The sequence below is a fragment of the Fictibacillus sp. UD genome (genome assembly GCF_043558025.1).
In the GTDB taxonomy this organism is placed as follows: Bacteria; Bacillota; Bacilli; order Bacillales; family Fictibacillaceae; genus Fictibacillus.
The window spans coordinates 65,877-83,394 of sequence record NZ_JARUHH010000014.1; the positions used below are offsets into that span (position 1 = coordinate 65,877).

The 17,518-nt window shown below is 43.9% G+C and carries 13 protein-coding genes; 8 read left to right on the top strand and 5 right to left on the bottom strand.

Annotated features, from left to right (window positions below; all coding sequences use genetic code 11):
- Positions 1-86: 86 nt before the first annotated feature.
- From P8610_RS16755 to pxpB, 4 genes are read right to left on the bottom strand one after another with little or no spacing between them, the layout of a single operon-like run.
- Complete coding sequence (locus P8610_RS16755; RefSeq protein ID WP_394605380.1) at positions 87-878, bottom strand: putative hydro-lyase; 792 nt, start codon at positions 876-878, stop codon at positions 87-89.
- Between the two features lie 24 nt (positions 879-902).
- Entirely contained in the window at positions 903-2,093 is a 1,191-nt protein-coding gene (locus tag P8610_RS16760) for an NRAMP family divalent metal transporter (RefSeq protein ID WP_394605382.1), read from the bottom strand.
- A 15-nt stretch (positions 2,094-2,108) separates the two neighbouring features.
- Positions 2,109-3,122 (bottom strand): biotin-dependent carboxyltransferase family protein, encoded by a 1,014-nt coding sequence (locus tag P8610_RS16765; RefSeq protein ID WP_394605383.1) that lies wholly within the window; start codon positions 3,120-3,122, stop codon positions 2,109-2,111.
- Positions 3,119-3,820, bottom strand: coding sequence for a 5-oxoprolinase subunit PxpB (gene pxpB / locus P8610_RS16770; protein ID WP_394605384.1), 702 nt, complete (start codon positions 3,818-3,820; stop codon positions 3,119-3,121). Before pxpB ends, P8610_RS16765 begins: the two co-directional genes overlap by 4 nt.
- 285 nt (positions 3,821-4,105) lie before the next feature.
- On the opposite strand from pxpB, the gene nagA reads away from it, so the two are divergent.
- Both nagA and nagB read left to right on the top strand, forming a co-directional pair.
- Complete coding sequence (nagA, locus tag P8610_RS16775; RefSeq protein ID WP_394605386.1) at positions 4,106-5,293, top strand: N-acetylglucosamine-6-phosphate deacetylase; 1,188 nt, start codon at positions 4,106-4,108, stop codon at positions 5,291-5,293.
- On the top strand, positions 5,290-6,021 hold the full coding sequence (gene nagB, locus P8610_RS16780) for a glucosamine-6-phosphate deaminase (RefSeq protein ID WP_394605388.1): 732 nt from the start codon (positions 5,290-5,292) through the stop codon (positions 6,019-6,021). The genes nagA and nagB overlap by 4 nt, the downstream gene beginning before the upstream one ends.
- Positions 6,022-6,283: 262 nt before the next feature.
- Here nagB and P8610_RS16785 read toward each other — a convergent pair whose 3' ends face one another.
- On the bottom strand, positions 6,284-7,249 hold the full coding sequence (locus P8610_RS16785; RefSeq protein ID WP_394605389.1) for a nuclease-related domain-containing protein: 966 nt from the start codon (positions 7,247-7,249) through the stop codon (positions 6,284-6,286).
- Positions 7,250-7,753: 504 nt separating this feature from the next.
- Between P8610_RS16785 and P8610_RS16790 the strand changes: the two genes are divergently transcribed.
- The 6 genes from P8610_RS16790 to P8610_RS16815 form a co-directional block, all read left to right on the top strand.
- The gene (locus P8610_RS16790; RefSeq protein WP_394605390.1) at positions 7,754-10,144 is read left to right on the top strand and encodes a beta-galactosidase; all 2,391 of its coding nucleotides are present in this window, start codon (positions 7,754-7,756) and stop codon (positions 10,142-10,144) included.
- A gap of 242 nt (positions 10,145-10,386) precedes the next feature.
- Complete coding sequence (locus P8610_RS16795; RefSeq protein ID WP_394605392.1) at positions 10,387-11,757, top strand: ABC transporter substrate-binding protein; 1,371 nt, start codon at positions 10,387-10,389, stop codon at positions 11,755-11,757.
- A 31-nt stretch (positions 11,758-11,788) separates the two neighbouring features.
- Positions 11,789-14,746, top strand: a complete 2,958-nt coding sequence (locus P8610_RS16800; RefSeq protein ID WP_394605393.1) for an extracellular solute-binding protein — start codon at positions 11,789-11,791, stop codon at positions 14,744-14,746.
- Positions 14,727-15,623, top strand: coding sequence for a carbohydrate ABC transporter permease (locus P8610_RS16805; protein ID WP_394605394.1), 897 nt, complete (start codon positions 14,727-14,729; stop codon positions 15,621-15,623). Before P8610_RS16800 ends, P8610_RS16805 begins: the two co-directional genes overlap by 20 nt.
- A 19-nt stretch (positions 15,624-15,642) precedes the next feature.
- Positions 15,643-16,521, top strand: a complete 879-nt coding sequence (locus P8610_RS16810; RefSeq protein WP_394605396.1) for a carbohydrate ABC transporter permease — start codon at positions 15,643-15,645, stop codon at positions 16,519-16,521.
- Positions 16,522-16,541: 20 nt separating this feature from the next.
- A partial coding sequence (locus P8610_RS16815) for an NHL repeat-containing protein (RefSeq protein ID WP_394605397.1) occupies positions 16,542-17,518 on the top strand: 977 nt, incomplete at its 3' end.

Sequence of the window (17,518 nt, forward strand, 5' to 3'; positions counted from 1 at the left end):
TGCCTCTCTAGCACATCAGAAAACGCTTTATAACAAATAGAAAAGAATCTACAAAACGTAGATTCTCTCTAAATTGAACTCTTTTATTACAATACCCCATATTTTTCATCTCGAACATCAGTTATAAACATGTGCCCAGGTGCGTGTGTGATCATGATCTCTGGCTTCACATGCATCGCAACCGCTTGAGGCGTTACACCGCACGCCCAAAACACGGGAACTTCGCCGTCATGAATCTGGACAGGGTCACCAAAATCCGGCTGATACAGATCATGAATGCCGATTGCTTCGGGATTGCCGATATGAACAGGCGCACCGTGAACAGAAGGGAAGCGGCTCGTCACTTGAACAGCACGGACGACATCTTTTTCAGGAATCGGACGCATGCTTACCACCATCGGACCTTCAAAACGCCCAGCTTTAACACATTGTATGTTCGTTTTAAACATCGGTACATTGCATCCGCGCTCAATATGACGAACGGGGATACCGTTATTCATCAGTGCGTGCTCGAACGTAAAGCTGCAGCCGAGCAAAAAGCCGACCATGTCTTCATTCCAGAGTTCCTTGATGTCGTTTCTCTCTTCCGCCAATTCTCCGCCACGATAGACGCGGTACTTTGGAATATCTACGCGCAAATCCGCATCTGGCGCCACTAGTGCTGGAACTGCGGAACCAGGTTCAGTTACATCAAGCACTGGACAGGGCTTAGGGTTTCGCTGGCAAAACAGAAGAAAGTCAAACGCCAGCTCTTTCGGCAGCACGACTAAGTTTCCTTGCGTATAGCCGTTTGCGAGTCCGCTTGTCGGCTTCACCCATTCTCCGCGCCGGATCAGATCCCGTGCCTCAGCTGGATTCATTCTGTCTAGTTCTTTCATAAAAGCTCCCCCTTTTATCAGAAACTACGCGAATAGCTTTGGAATTTCTGTGTACAGCATATACACACTCATAGCGGCCATGATGACAACAATCACGCCTCCGAAAATCGTCATCCACACCGGATGTTTATAATCACCAACAATCTTCTTTTTGTGTGCTGCTACCAGCATAACACCTAGTGCTATCGGTAAAATAAGGCCATTTAATGCACCCACTAAGATCAGAATGGCAACTGGTTTTCCAACTAATGCAAATACAATGGTTGAAACCGAGATAAATCCAATTATGATCCATTTATGATATTTTTCTAACGTTCCATTGAACGTTCTAATAAACGAAACGGATGTGTAGGCTGCACCAACAACCGATGTAATGGCCGCGGTCCACATAACGATACCAAACATTTTATAACCGACATTTCCAGCTGCTAACTTAAAAACTGATGCTGGAGGGTTGTTAGGATCCAGCTGCAAGCCTTGCGCCACGATCCCGAGAGCAGCTAGGAACAAGAAGATACGCATGATGGAAGCAATCCCGATCGCTGAAATAGAACCTCTTGTCACTTCACCGAGACTTTCTCTTCCTTTTATTCCTGCATCAAGCAATCGGTGAGCACCGGCAAATGTGATGTAGCCACCGACTGTTCCCCCAACTAACGTTACGATCGCAAGAACATCAATTGTATCCGGTACGAACGTTTTAGCAACGGCTTCTCCAACAGGAGGCTGAGCTGTGAACATGACGTACACTGTCAAACCGATCATGACGAACCCGGCCACTTGTGTAAAACGGTCCATCGCTTTTCCGGCTTCACGCACGACGAATACTAAAATAGCGATAATTCCACTAAGAATAGCTCCCGTCTTATCAGAAATACCGAATAAAACATTCAACCCTAATCCTGCTCCCGCAACGTTTCCGATATTAAATGCAAGTCCACCTATAACAATCAGAATAGCCAGGAAAATACCTAGCCCAGGAAGCACATCGTTTGCAATATCTTGTGCTCTTTTTTCAGATACGGCAACAATTCGCCAAATGTTCATTTGAGCACCAATATCGATAATAATAGAAGTTAAAATAACAAAACCAAAACTTGCGGCGAGAATGGACGTGAAATGCGTTGTTTGTGTTAAAAATCCTGGTCCGATCGCTGATGTGGCCATTAAAAACGCGGCACCCAGCAGAACGCTAGCTTTTGACTCTTTCTTCATACTGTTCCTCCTAGTTTACTTTGTTTTTTGTCGTATTTTAAGTGCGATTCCTTGTTTCAGCTGGTGTAATTTCTTTTCTCGATCTAAGTAGAGTTGTTGTGCCACTTCGTGTGAAACTTCAACGAACTGCACTTTGTCGCCAGGCTTGAGCTGCGCCATGATGGATAGGTCGACTGTCGCGATCTGTCCGATCTTTGGATAGCCGCCTGTTGTTTGGCGGTCAGCGAGAAGTACGATTGGATTCCCTTCTGATGGCACTTGAATGGTCCCGAAACTCACCGCTTCAGAAAGCATTTCTTGTTCGTTTTGGAGTGAGAGTTCTGGCCCTTTTAAACGGTAGCCCATGCGGTCAGACTGTGATGTTACTTCAAAGTGTTCAGTGAAAAGCTTCATTTGGCTGTCCGTTGAGAACCAATCATATTGTCTGCCTTTCATCACGCGAACATTCGGTTTAGAAACAGAAGAAACGATAAAGTCTGAGGATATGGTCCACTGCATCTCGGCGAACAAATTCTCTTTAACTTCTTCAGCTAAAACTCCAGAAATCTGGCGAGAAAGTTCACTGTGCTTTCCAACTGGGAGTTCATCATCGTTTTGCAGTGCTTTTCCGTTGTGCCCGCCAATTCCTGCTCGTATGTATGTTGATTTGCTGTTCATCACTTCTGGTACATCAAAACCGCCCGCGACCGCAAGATATGCCCGGCATCCAGTTTTGCATCCGCCGAACTTTAGCTTGCTGCCTGCTTTCACAAGCACCGAACGCCAAAGCTTTACCGATTTACCATTAATAGAGGGAGACAGATTTCCGCCGCAGATCGAAATCAAAGTATCCTCGGAAAACTCCATATCAGGACCTAACAGCGTAAGCTCTAAAGTAGCTTCTTTTTCATCATTTCCAACTAGCAGATTTGCTATCCGATGTGCTGTCGTGTCCATGACACCGCTCGTGATGACACCATATTTTTGATACCCGTAACGGCCTAAATCTTGAACACTCGTTAGGAGGCCTGGTTTTGTAATTTTGATCATTTTTCGTCCTCCTCCATTTTTTGAAATTCTTCGATTGAGATCGGCACAAATTTAATTTGATCTCCTGCTTGTAAAAAAGAAGGGGTTTCGCCTTCAGGAAGAAAAAGTTTTCGCGGTGTTTTTCCGATCAGCTGCCAGCCGCCTGGTGTTTCGATAGGGTACACACCCGTTTGTTTTCCTGCAATCCCAACGGATCCAGCAGGTATCTTGAGTCTAGGATTACTTCGTCTTGGAGCCGCGATTTTTTCACTCATACCGCCGATATACGGAAAGCCTGGAGCAAACCCGATCATATAAACGATGTACTCGCCATTCGAATGAATATCGATTACTTCGTCAGTCGAAATTCCGTTGTGATCTGCGACGATCTCTAGATCAGGTCCGAATTCTCCGCCATAACACACTGGGATCTCTACGATACGCGGCTCGGCGTCTTCATCAACGTCTAATTTTTCTAAGTGAGTTGTCAATTCTTCGCATACTTTTTCATAGGGAAGGGTGTCACTGTTTATTTTTAATGGATCATAAAAGACAGCAACGGTCGTAAAACCGGGTACTGTTTCAATGACCCAGTCAAAGGAATGCTCTTCAAAGAAAGAGGAGACTTTTTTGACTTTTTGCTGGATTTCACGGCTTATATCAAGCCCGAGTTCAATGATTAAACTGTTGTCGCCGAGTGGCTCTAAGGTAAATTTCATCGTCAATATCTCCTGTCTTTTTATGTAAAATTAATCAGAATATTTGTATATTTATAAAGGTCTAGTATATATGAAACCGCTCTAAAATCAAACCTACATACATAGATTCCCGATAGTAATCATTTCTAGTCTATAAATCAATGCTTAGTGGTTAATTTTTAAACAAACGTTTAAAATGGAAGGAAGAATTAAAGGTTTACGGGTGAAAGTTCTTGCTTAATTAAAAAAGGCTACCATAAAAGGTTTTGGAATGAACGGTGATGCGAATTTTTAGGAGGCAGGGTAATGGATCGGAAGACAATCATTTTAAAAAACGCTTCGGTTTACGGGGAAGACCAAACCGTTGAAAGAGGCTCGCTCACGATTCAAAACGGAAAAATAATAGGTATTGGCCATGACGTTTCTTTAGGTGATGAGGAAGCTGAGGTGATCGAACTGCCTGACACGTATCATATCATTCCTGGCATGATCGATGTTCATATTCACGGAGCGGCTGGTGCGGACACGATGGACGCCACGTTTGAAGCAATGCAAACCATTGCGAGCGTTCTGCCTCAAGAAGGCACGACTAGTTTTCTAGCAACAACGATGACTCAACAGCAGAGTAAAATTGAAAAAGCGCTTGAAAACGCAGGGTTATTTATCGAAGCCGGCCAAGTGGAAGGAACAGCAGAAACGGTCGGCATCCATCTTGAAGGCCCGTTTATTTCTGAAAAAAGAGCAGGTGCACAGCCTGTCGACGCGATTATCAAACCGAATTTAAAACTTTTTAAACAGTGGCAGGAGTTAGCTTCAGGGCACATTAAGCTCGTTACGATTGCGCCTGAAATTGAAGGAAGCCTTGATGTTATTTCATATCTCCAAGAACAAAATATCGTTGCGTCGATCGGACATTCTGATGCGACATATGAAGAGGTGGTTACCGGAATAAAGGCCGGCGCCTCTCATGTTACCCACCTTTATAACGGAATGCGCGGACTTCATCATCGTGAGCCTGGTGTTGTCGGAGGAGCACTTTTACATGATGAACTAACGACTGAACTGATCGCGGATGGGATCCACGTTCGGCCGGAGCTCATCTCTTTAACTTACAAACAAAAAGGAAATGAAAAAGTCGTGTTAGTGACAGATGCGATGCGGGCAAAGTGCCTCGGTGATGGGCAGTACGATCTTGGCGGCCAAGAGGTAACCGTGGAAAATGAGACGGCGACTTTAAAAGATGGAACACTCGCTGGAAGCATTATCAAGATGAACACAGCGGCGAAGAACATGTTGCAGTTTACCGGCTGTTCGATTTCTGACATCATTCAGATGACTTCCGTTAATCCTGCAAAAGAGCTGAACGTGTTTGACCGAAAAGGAAGTCTAGAACCAGGAAAAGATGCCGACATCGTTGTTCTGGACGAAGACTTTGAAGTGGTGATGACTTTTTGTAAAGGGAAAATCGCTTACCGAAGAGGTGATGAAGCATGAGAGTCTTAGAAGTAAGAGATTATCAAGACATGAGCTCTATTGCATCGAAAATCATTATTGAAAAAGTTCAATCTAAGCCAGATAGCAAATTAGGACTTGCCACTGGCGGAACACCGATCGGGCTTTATCAGGAATTGATTCGAGATTACAGAAAGAACGGAACCTCTTATGAGAGAGTGTGCACCTACAATTTGGATGAGTATGTTGGAATTGATCCAGAAGACCCCAACAGCTACCGTTACTTTATGGAAAAGAATCTATTTGCGCATATTAACGTTCCTGAATCTCAAGTCCATATACCCGATGGAACAGTAGAGGATTTGGAAGCTGAATGCAAACGGTATGATGATGAGCTGAACCGGAGAGAAGGCGTGGACATTCAAATCCTTGGCATCGGAAGCAACGGCCATATCGGATTTAATGAGCCTGGCACTTCTTTTTCTTCACACACCCATATCGTCAAGCTTGCTGAAACTACGCGCAAAGCGAATGCTCGGTTCTTTGAACGTTTAGAAGACGTACCAACACAAGCCATCACAATGGGCATTGCGTCTATTTTAAAAGCGAAACAGATTTTACTTCTCGCCTCTGGGATCAAGAAAGCAGAGGTGATGAGGCGATTGTTAACAAGCGATGAAGTGGACGAGCAGCTACCGGCGTCAGCGTTGAAGAAGCACCAGAACGTTACGATTATTGCAGATGAAGAGGCACTTTCGCTAGCTAAATGAGTTTGATGCTATTTTTACGAAAGATTTTAACTTAAGTTGAGCTGACTCCCAAAAAAGAGTCAGCTTTTACTGATTTTAGGTGTTGAAAACTAATCATTCAGTGGTGTATCGGTGTAAATAGTGTCGTTACAGGTGGTTCGAGGCTCCGTTCAGGTGAAAACTCGTAAATCATAGGTGAAAGTGAATACGTTACAGGTGGTTACAACCCATTTACCGGCGAACGTGTAACAAATATAAAAACACGTACCGTGAAACACGAACTTCATACAAAAAGACCGTCCAGGTGATAGATGTTTTTCCTTTTTATTTTTGATGTAGGCAAGTGAAGGGTGGAAAGCAGATGTTTCACACAATCTTGTGAGGGGACTTTAAGGAAGTCACAGCATTCACGGGTTGTTATAGTGGGGTTAATCAATTGAGCGTACTCTTTTAACGACTCCACATGTGCAAATTTATTAGTGTGTCCGCATTGCAGGCAGAACCACTTTCTCTTTAGGCGGATCATACTGATAGTATCGCATCCATCGCACCGCACACCTTTTATAATGTCTTTTTTCTTAATGTTGAATTGCTGATAAAGATCTGGTGAACTTGGCGTATGTTGTTTTAACAATTGACGTGAGATTTTTTTCAATTCTTTTCTAGAGAGAACTTCGTATTGATGGGTTTTCTGATAAGTATGAAAGGTAGGTAACAAATAGGAGCTATGCGTTACAGAGAGCAATTTCTCACCAGGGGTAGATTTTATCGAGGTGTTTGGATTGCTGATGATTACGATAGATTCGACAGGGATGTCTGGATAGTGGTGACGTTTTAACCATTCTCGCAGCAAAAAGGTCTGACGATAAAGCTGAGAGATCGGGTCTGGAAACGTTTCTTCTATGTTGTTTATTATACGGTGAAGTTGATTAAACTCGCGGTCAAAGATGAGTGTACCAGCCATGTTTTTGACTTCAATAATGAGAAAAAAGGAAGTGGTCATTATGAGGATATCGAGCTGAAAGTGGTAGTTTCCATGTGGGATGCGGAGATCGTGAAAGATTAAACAGTCTTCACTTGGCAGAAGGTTAAGGTGGTATTGCAGAGATTTTTCGCCTTTAAAGCCAGCAAGACTTCTAGCTAACTCGTTCTCCATTTCTTTTCGCACACTCATTTCAAGAGGATAACGTTTAAGAATGAGTCTGAGCTGTTCCATTTTTGGGGATTCTACGACTTCTTTTAATATCATTGCATCACTCCTTCAAATATCATCCTCTTTTACTTCTATAATTCCATTAAATTTCCTTTAAACAATTTAAGTATTTCTGTTAGAGGTGGTGTTTGAGCTGTGTCAGGTGGTTAGCAGTTGTTTAGCGGTGAACATTAAATTAGCATCGGTGGAAACGCGCACTTTACAGGTGGTTACAACCCATTTACCGGCGAACGTGTAACAAATATAAAAACACGTACCGTGAAACATCAATATGGAAGCTCCTTGTCCCAAGGAGTGACAAACATCATTTCACCCGTCATAATTTTTAGAAAATTATATTGTAACCGTTTACAAGTTGTTTTATACTATTTAAAAGTGAAACGTTTCTATTGGTAAAATGAGGATTTCGGGTATCGGACAACAATCAAAACGTTTATATTTACCGAAAACCCTATTTTTTTACACTATATCGAAACGTTTCGACTAAACTGATATACAAACATACTCCAGTACCCGGTTCGCCGGATGAAGAGGTGATTTATGAAGAACATAGCAATAAAAGATGAAAAGGTGATCGTGGATGGTCAGGAGGTCTTCTTGTTCGGAGGAGAACTTCACTACTTCCGAATCCCGAAGCAAGACTGGCGTGAGCGCATCCAACAAGTGAAAGAAGCAGGAGCCAACATGATTAGCACATATGTACCGTGGATTTTTCACGAGTATGAGGAAGGTGTTACTGATCTTACTGGAACCTCTCGTCCAGAACGTGATCTACAAACTTTTCTCCAGCTTGTAAAAGAGGAAGGGATGTATTGCTTATTGCGGCCAGGCCCATACGTGATGGCGGAAATCATCGACCATGGTGTTCCAACTTGGTTCATCGATAACTACCCAGAAGCGGTAGCGAAAACGAACACAGGCTATATTCATCCAACGCGAGTTGTCAGTTACAGTCATCCGACATTTTTACAAAAAACGGAGCTTTGGTATAAAGAGGTTTGCGCGGTCATCAAACCTTTCCTTGTAACGAACGGCGGTCCGGTCATCCTATTCCAGCTCGATAACGAAGTGGGGATGTTCCATTGGGTTACGAACCAGCCCGATTATAATGCTTCGACTCTTCAAGAGTTTCAGCAGCATTTGAAAACCAGCTACACGGAGCAATCGTTTCAAGATACGTTCCGCATTCCATATGGAGACATCCAGTCATTCGCGGAGCACATGACAAAAAAGCCTGAAGCGATTTTCGCTCACGCACTCCGAAATGAATTTGGACTCTTTTTACGTCAGCACTACAAACGGTTCATCGAGCACCTTAAACAGTCAGCAGAAGAAAAAGGCATTGACGTTCCGTTCGTGGTGAACATTCATGGATTTCACGGCATCGATATTTTAAAGCGGGGAACGATGTACCCGATCGGGATTTCGCAGCTGCTCGAGACCGCCAAGATCGAGAATACGCTCATGGCTGGTGACTATTACATTGGCAACATCGAGTATGACAGCTACGTCGACATCGTTCTGGCTAACGCGTTTACTAAAGCGATTCAGTGGAAAGAGCAGCCATTGTTCTCAGCTGAGTTCCAAGGCGGAAGCATTCACGACAAACCGAAGCTCCAACCGACGACATTCGATCTAACGACGCGGTTATGTATCGCGGACGGAATGAACGGTGTGAACTATTACATGTTTGGTGCGGGCGAGAACTATGAAAACATCGGCTTGTTCGGAAGACGGCATGATTGGCAGGCACCGCTCACTAAGTCCGGCCAAAAAAATCCACACTATGCTGTGATTCAGCATATAGGCAAGATGCTGCAGACGTTCGAGAGCTCACTGCTCCAAACGAAACCAGTGGTGGACACGCATCTCGGTTTTTATCCGGATTATTACATGACTGAGTTTGATGATGAGCATACGAAAGCAATGATCGATCAGATTCAGCGCGATCGTGAAACGTATATGGCGAACGGAATTGCGAAGGCACTTAGACTGAACAACATTATCTATGATGCGATTAACGTGCTGGCTGATGAGGAGATCGACCCGAGCCAGATTCCTTCTCTCTGGATGTTTACCACAGAGTGGATGGATGAGTACATTCAAAGAAAGCTTGTCTCGTATCTTGAGAACGGCGGTAAGCTCATCTTATTCCCGACCATCCCGACTAAAACACTGAAAAACGTGCCGTGCACGATCCTGAAAGATTACATCAACGTTTCCGTAAAAGAAACAAAGCACCGTGTGTTCGGTCAGATTGATCAGACGGGCAACGTGTTGATCGACCGGGCTGAAATCTATGAGAAGACCGATGGCGCGTTCGCACATATTGAGGACAAGCCTCACCAAGTGATCGCTTTTGAAAAGCAGCTTGGAAAAGGACAGCTCTACATGTTCGGCGTTGGAATGGATCACGGCTTTCATTATCAGAACGACATTATCGTCGAGCTTGCGAAACGAGCGGGTATCGAGAGTCGCTTCAGCCTCCATGAAGAACTTGATATCACGATTCGATCTCATCCGGATAAGGGAGATTTCTTCTTCCTTCAAAACTTTGATGAGTATAAGAAGACTACAACGATCACTTACGACGGCACAACTCTTTTCGGTGGTAAAAAAATCTCGGTTCCTATGCGGAACGGTCTCATGCTTCCGGTCAATGTCCCATTGAATGAAGACTTGTTCATCATATATGGCACAGGCGAGATCTATGAGACAAAGCAGCAACAAGAAGAAATCTCACTCACGCTAAAAGTAATTCAACGAGAAGAAGAGTTCATTTTCCGTTCTTCAACTTGGAAACCTGTGGACAGTGAAGGAATCACCATCGAGGAAGTTCAGGAACACACATTTAAAGTGCTGATTCAAACAACAGAAGAAACAGCATCCATTCGGTTTCAACCGGCGTTCGCGAACGCTATTCAACCATAAAAGGTTATTTTCTAGTTGCTGCTGATGTGATTTGTTCATTTTCATCACTGATTAAGTTGATTGAAGTGGAAGGTGTGAGACTCCTGGGGGATTAGCGGGACAGGTGAGACACTTAAGGGCACAAAGTGCCGAGGTGGCTCACCGCACGCCCCCCGGAAAGCGAGCACTTGAAACGGAAATCAACCACTTTCAGGAGCATCATAGAAATAACCAAAAAAATCAAAAATCAGGAGTTGATAGGTATGAAGAAAGTTTTAGCTCTTTTCATGATCATCGCAATGTTGTTTTCAGTAACAGCATGTAGCTCAGATGAAAAAGCAAGCACTGACGGTGACAGCAAAAAAGAAAACGTAACGATCTCTTACGCAAGCTGGTCACTTGGTACTGAAAAAGAACAGAACCTTGAGCGCCTTATGATCAAAGCGTTTGAAGAAAAGTATCCAAACATTAAGGTAAAAATCGATGAATCGATTAACCCGACAGACTGGAACGGAACACTCGCTGCTGCAGCAAGTGCGGGTAAGATGCCAGACGTTTTTGCTCTGCCACAGATTCCATCATCACTTTCGAACGACTGGCTGATGGATCTTACGAAAATGACGGAAAAAGACAAAGACTTTGCTAACATTCCTGAAGCGGTACGTGAATCAGCGACATACAACGATAAAGTGTATGCGGTTCCATTTGCACAGCATTTCTTAGGCTACTTAGTAAACAAAGATCTATTTAATGAAGCAAACCTGGATTACCCTGAGTTTGGTTTTTCAGTAGAAGAGTACACAAAATCGATTAAAGAAGTAACAAACATCAACAAAGGTGTAGCTGGAACGAACCATGCGTTCTCGGTAACAGACTGGTATCCGGCTGCAGTTAACCCTGACATGGGCTGGTACACATTGAAAGATGGGCAATATGCATTAGATTCAAAAGAGTTTATCGCGGGTGCTAACCTTGCAAAAGAAATTACGACAAACAACTATGCATACGAATCTCTTCCAGATGATTTAAAAGCTAACTTTAAGGGTGAAAACCCAGAGGAAGTGTGGATGAACGGACAAGTTGCTGTGAAATGGGACGGCACATGGGGTGTTCCTGCACTTGTTGAAAAAGGAACGTTTGACTTTGACTTCATCGGACTTCCTGGTGGAAGAACAGGCGTAACAAACGACTTTGTAGGTATTTCTAAAACAAGTAAGCACGCTGAAGAAGCATTTCTTTTCTCTAAATGGATGTCATTCGGAAAAGAAGGATTCATGAAGCGTATGGCTATCGCTGAAAAAGAAGGAAAAGCATTAAACACACTTCCAGTTAACGCAGATCCTGAAATCTTAGAAGAATACTTTGCGATCAATGAAGTTCCTGGAATCAAGACAGCTTACGACAACTTAGACAACGCGATCGTTGAGCCGGTTAAAACGGTTCCTGGTTATGTAGATGCACGCTGGGAAGCACCAACTGGCGTGAAGGTTGGAGAAGAAGCGAACGCAAAAATAGCTACACTTTTAGATAACGTTATTAAAGGAAACGTGAAGATCGAAGACTACGCAAAACAGCTTGATCAATTAGCAGATCAAAAGAGTAAAGAAGCGAATGAGGCTTTGAAAGATAAATAGAAAGCCGGAAGTTTAAGGGGAGGTTGATAGTATGAAGTTTAAAAGATTTCTTTGGTTAGGTTTAATGCTGTGTCTCATTTCTCCACAACAATATGCATCTGCTGAAGGCAACAGTAAGGATAAGCCTGCCGAACAAGTCGTGGAGCAAAACTATCATACCGTCCTTAAAAGCTGGGAGAAGAACGGGACAAAGGACGCTTCAGAGTTTGAAGCGTCTGTCTCTCCTTCTAATTTTATGATCAAAGATAAAAAGAACCTTCTGCCGAAATCAGAGAGTAAGAGTTACAAAGATCGTGTTTTCTATTGGCATAACCGAGAGTCCGTTTCGTATGTAGTTGATGTGAAGGAAGCGGGGCTTTATGAACTATCATTCGATTATTTTCCATTAAGCAACGAGGTTGTTCCAATAGAGGGCGCCATTCAGGTGAACGGTAACTATCCTTTTTATGAAAGCCGAAGAATCGTGTTTCCGGCCGATTGGAAAAACGAGAAAGACACCTTCGAAAAGGATCGGTTCGACAACGACATGATACCGAAGCAAAAACGAATCGAGCGATGGAAACGTGTAACAGCGGAGGATGCGAGCCAGCTGCAATCTAAACCTCTGCGCTACGAACTGAAAAAAGGGAAGAATACGATCCAGCTTACTAATCTATCAGGTGAGATGCTGCTGGGAAAAGCGTACATTACATCACCTAGCAAACTGCCAAGCTTTAAAGAATATGTACAAAAGCATGAAGATGCAAAAATAGCTGACTCGCTGATCACACAAGAAGCCGAAAAGGACTATGAAAAGAACAGCTCATACATTCGACCATTTGCAGCGAATGATACGTCAGCTGTTCCGAGCTCACCGAAGAACCTTCTGTTGAACACGCTCGGTTCGGAATCGTGGAAAGACTCCGGACAGACCGTCAACTGGAACATCAACGTGAAGAAAGACGGTTTTTATAAGCTGACGTTCAAGGTGCTGCAGAACAAAGAGACGAGTGGTCCTGTATTCCGGAAACTTTTAATTGATGGAAAGGTTCCGTTCCAAGAAGCTGCACCTGTTACGTTCCCATTTAATAAGAACTGGAATAACGTCACGTTGGAAGACGAAAAAGGAAAAGCGTATCTTTTTTATCTATCAAAAGGTAAGCACCAGATCGGTTTAGAAGCTGATGCCGCGCCTGTAGAGCCTGTTCTTCATACGACAAACAAAGTAATGCGTGAGATGGAAGAGCTGACTCTTGAGATTCGAAAGCTTACAGGGAACCAGACGGACACATCTCGTGGTTGGAAAATCAGCGAGTACATTCCAGGCATCGATAAAAAACTTGCCGGCTGGGCTAATGAGCTAGAGCAAGAACTGAAATATCTTAGAACACTTAATGAAACAAAAGAAGATTCAAAAGATATGGTCTCGCTTGAGATGGCTGTTCAGAAGCTAAGAAATCTTAGCAAGAAACCGGATCAGATCCCAAGCAGACTGACAGAGCTCTCAGAAGGATCTTCTTCAGCGGCACAGCTATTAGGAAACATGCTCGTGACATTGCCAGAACAGCCGTTAACCGTCGACCGCTTTTACGTGCATGGTGACGAAAAAGAAGTGCCGAATGCAGAAGCAGGTTTTTGGGAAAAGCTGATCGACTCTATTCAACGCTTCTTCTTATCGTTCTTCTCGGAAAACTATTCAGCGAGTGAAGCGGAGAAAGATACGCTAGAGATTTGGGTGAACCGGCCGCGTCAATACGTGGAGCTTTTACAAAACTTATCCGATCAAAACTTTACACCAGAGACGGGAATCAAAGTAAAGTTCTCCATCATGCCGGAAGAACAGAAGCTGATACTCGCAAGTGCGTCGAACAAACAGCCAGATGTCGCACTTGGCATCAGTACGTGGTTGCCATATGAGCTATCCATTCGTGGTGCAGCTGTTGATCTGCATCAGTTTGATGATTTTGAAAAATTCAGCAAGCAGTTTTCACCAGGAGCATTTCTTCCGCTTATGATTGGGGATTCTGTCTATGCGATGCCAGAGACACAAGACTTTTATGTTCAATTTTATAGAAAAGATATTCTGCAGGCACTAGGTCTTCCGGTTCCAGATACGTGGGACGATGTGAAGAGCATCCTGCCTGAGCTTCAGCGTTTTGGAATGAACTATTATTCTCATATCGCGGGAGCTACAGGGTTCAAACCGTTTCAAGCAACCGCACCTTTCGTGTATCAGTTTGACGGTGACCTTTACGGAAAAGATGGCATGAAAACAGCGATAGGAACAGAAGAATCGTTAAAAGGCATTCAGTTCATGGCAGAGCTGAACACGATCTACAGCATGCCGTTACAAGTGCCGAACTTTTATAACCATTTTCGCTATTCAACACTTCCGATCGGGATTGCAAACTTTACGACATACACGCAGCTGACAGCTGCAGCTCCTGAGATTGCAGGCTGGTGGAATATCGCTCCACATCCAGGTGTGAAAAAAGAGGACGGAACGGTTGAGCGTTGGGCAACTGGTTCTGGACAGTCCGCAATGATCTTTAAAGGAACGAAGAGCAAGGAAGATTCGTGGGAACTTCTCAAATGGTGGCTTTCTAAAGATACACAGACAGAGTTCGCGACAAACCTTCAGATGCTGTACGGACCAGAGTACATGTGGAACACGTCAAACCTAGAAGCGTTTAAGAACCTCCCTTGGCCTGAAGAACATAAGAAAACAATCCTGAAGCAATGGGAGTATTTATACGAAGTACCGAAGAATCCAGGTTCTTATATGATCGAGCGTGAGCTTTCAAACATATGGAACCGCATCGTGTTTGACGGTGTGAACCCAAGATCGGCAGTGGATGACTCCGTTGTTGCGATCGACAGAGAGATCGAGAGAAAGATGGAAGAGTTCGGATATGTGAAGGATGGAAAGATGGTTAAGCCGTATCCGATTCCTACGATAGAACAAGTGAAAAGTTGGGCAGGCGATGAGAATGAAAACGAAAACAAATAAACGAGATTATTCACCTTGGATGTTCCTTGCTCCGTATATCATCTTTTTTACAACGTTTATCATCATACCTGTTGCAGCGGCAATCCTTTTGTCATTCACGTATTTTAATGCGATTGAAACACCGACGTTCATCGGATTAAGCAACTACGTTGGTCTGATCACACAGGATGAAGTGTTCATGCAAAAGATTCTGCCGAACACTTTAACGTTCGCACTGATCGTTGGGCCGGGAGGGTATATTCTATCGTTCATACTTGCCTGGGCACTCGCTCAAGTGCCGAAACGCATGCGAACGGTTCTAGCGCTCGTCATCTACTCGCCGTCGATGACAGCAGGTGTAGCGATGGCGGTCGTTTGGACAATCATCTTCAGTGGAGATGAGACAGGTTATCTGAACAGCTTGCTTCTAACGATGGGTGTGCTGTTAGAGCCGATCCAATGGCTGCAGTCGCCAGAGTATCTGATGAAGATTATGATCTTTGTAACGCTTTGGGGCAGTATGGGTGTTGGGTTCCTCGCGATGTTATCAGGTGTACTGAATATCAACACGGAGATCTATGAAGCAGGATACATCGACGGAATCAACAACCGTTTTCAAGAGATCATCTATATCACAATTCCGTCCATGAAGCCGCAGATGTTGTTTGGTGCGGTAATGGCAGTCGTTGGAACGTTTCAGGCAGGTGCAATTGGGGTGGCGCTATCAGGTGCCAACCCGACACCGCAATATGCAGGTCAGCTGATGGTAAACCATTTAGAAGACTATGGTTTTATACGTTATGAGATGGGTTATGCGGCAGCGATCTCGGTTGTTCTGCTCATCGTTGTATATGTGTTCTCAAAAGTGGCCTGGAGGCTGTTTGGAGAAAAGGACTAGCGAAAAGGGAGTGATAATCATGTCGGCCTTTCAAGGGACAAGAATGAACCCGTCAAAGTTTCATAAAAGCCAGTTGAAGTTCCTAGCATTTTTAATACCACTGGCTATTTTTATGGCTTTGCCGATTCTCTATATATTCTTTCATGCATTTAAACCAATCGATGAATTGTTTGCGTATCCACCTCGATTTTTTGTAGATAATCCAACGTTTCAGAACTTCGTAGATTTGTTCACGAAAACGAACGATACGGGTGTTCCGATGTCGCGTTTTCTATTTAACAGTGTTGTAGTCACACTTATCGTTGTTGTTCTAACCGTTATCATCAGCACGATGGCTGGCTACGCATTATCTAAGAAAAATTTTAGGATGAAAAAAGCGATCTTCGAGATCAACACATTGGCGCTCATGTTCGTACCAGCAGCAGTAGCTATTCCACGTTATCTGCTGATCGACGAGCTCGGACTTATTAATACATTCATGGTGCATATTCTGCCATTGCTCGCGATGCCCATCGGCTTGTTTCTTGTAAAACAGTTCATTGACCAAATACCAGATGAATTGTTAGAAGCAGCAAGGCTAGACGGAGCATCTGATTTTCAGATCTTCGTACGCATTATCGTGCCGCTCGTCAAACCAGCTATCGCTACGATTGCTATATTATCGTTCCAGCTCGTTTGGAACAGCATCGAGAGTTCGTCGCTTTATGTGAACGACGAAGGACTGAAGACGTTCTCGTTCTATATGTCCACATTAACTTCGACGGTTGCCGGGAACAATGTGGCAGGACAAGGACTGGCAGCAGCGGCATCATTAATTATGTTCGTACCCAATTTAATTATCTTTATCATTCTGCAGAGCCAGGTTATGAACACGATGGCCCATTCAGGAATCAAGTAAGAAAGTAGGAGGGGGGAGAAATGAAGCGCATTGCCCAATTTGTAGCATTTTTGGTATTCCTGCTTGTTCCGATCTCATCTATCGCTTCTGCTTCTGTCCCTTATCAGACAGAAACGTTATCAGCAGACGGAAAGACGATCGCAACTCAGACCGCCTACACACCAGTCGGCATACTATTACCTGACGTTGAGATTATGAACCCTGAAGATATCTTCTCGGATACAAAAGGTAACCTGTATATTGCCGACTCAGGTGAGAAAAAGGTTGTGATTGCGGACAAAAACGGTAAATTTGTCGGTGAGATTGGTAAAGGTGTTTTAAAATCACCAACTGGCGTCTATGTGGACGAAAATGAAAAGATTTATGTAGCAGATTATGAAGAAGAAAAGGTGTTCCGCTTTTCACAGGACGGAAAAGTAGAAGGGGAATACGGAAAGCCGGATTCGCCGCTTTTCGGTAAGAGCTCTTCTTTTAAGCCGCAAAAAGTAGCGGTAGATCGCCGCGGCAGCATCTATGTGATCAGCGAAGGTTCAACGAACGGGATCATTCAGCTCAGTAAAGATGGGGATTTTCTTGGGTATTACGGTGTAAACAGCACAGAAGCATCTTTTGGTTCTTTTGTACAAAAGCTACTCACATCTGAGAGCAAAAAAGCAAGGATGTTCATGAAGACGCCACCTGCGCCAGATAATATTGCACTCGATGAACAAGGTCTCGTCTATTCTGTGACAGAAGGAACGACGAATGAAGTCATCAAAAAGCTGAACGTAGCCGGAAAGAATATGCTGTTTCCGGACATCTCAGATGAGAAGTCCCTACAAGATATCGCGGTCGATCCTGAAGGAAACATGTTCGTTGTATCGAGCACCGGTAAGATCTATGAATATGACAGCTTCGGTAACCTGTTATTTATCTTTGGTGGAAAAGACGATGGAACGAACCGTCTTGGATTGTTTAAACAGCCGACAGGTATCACGATCGATGCTGACGGCAGACT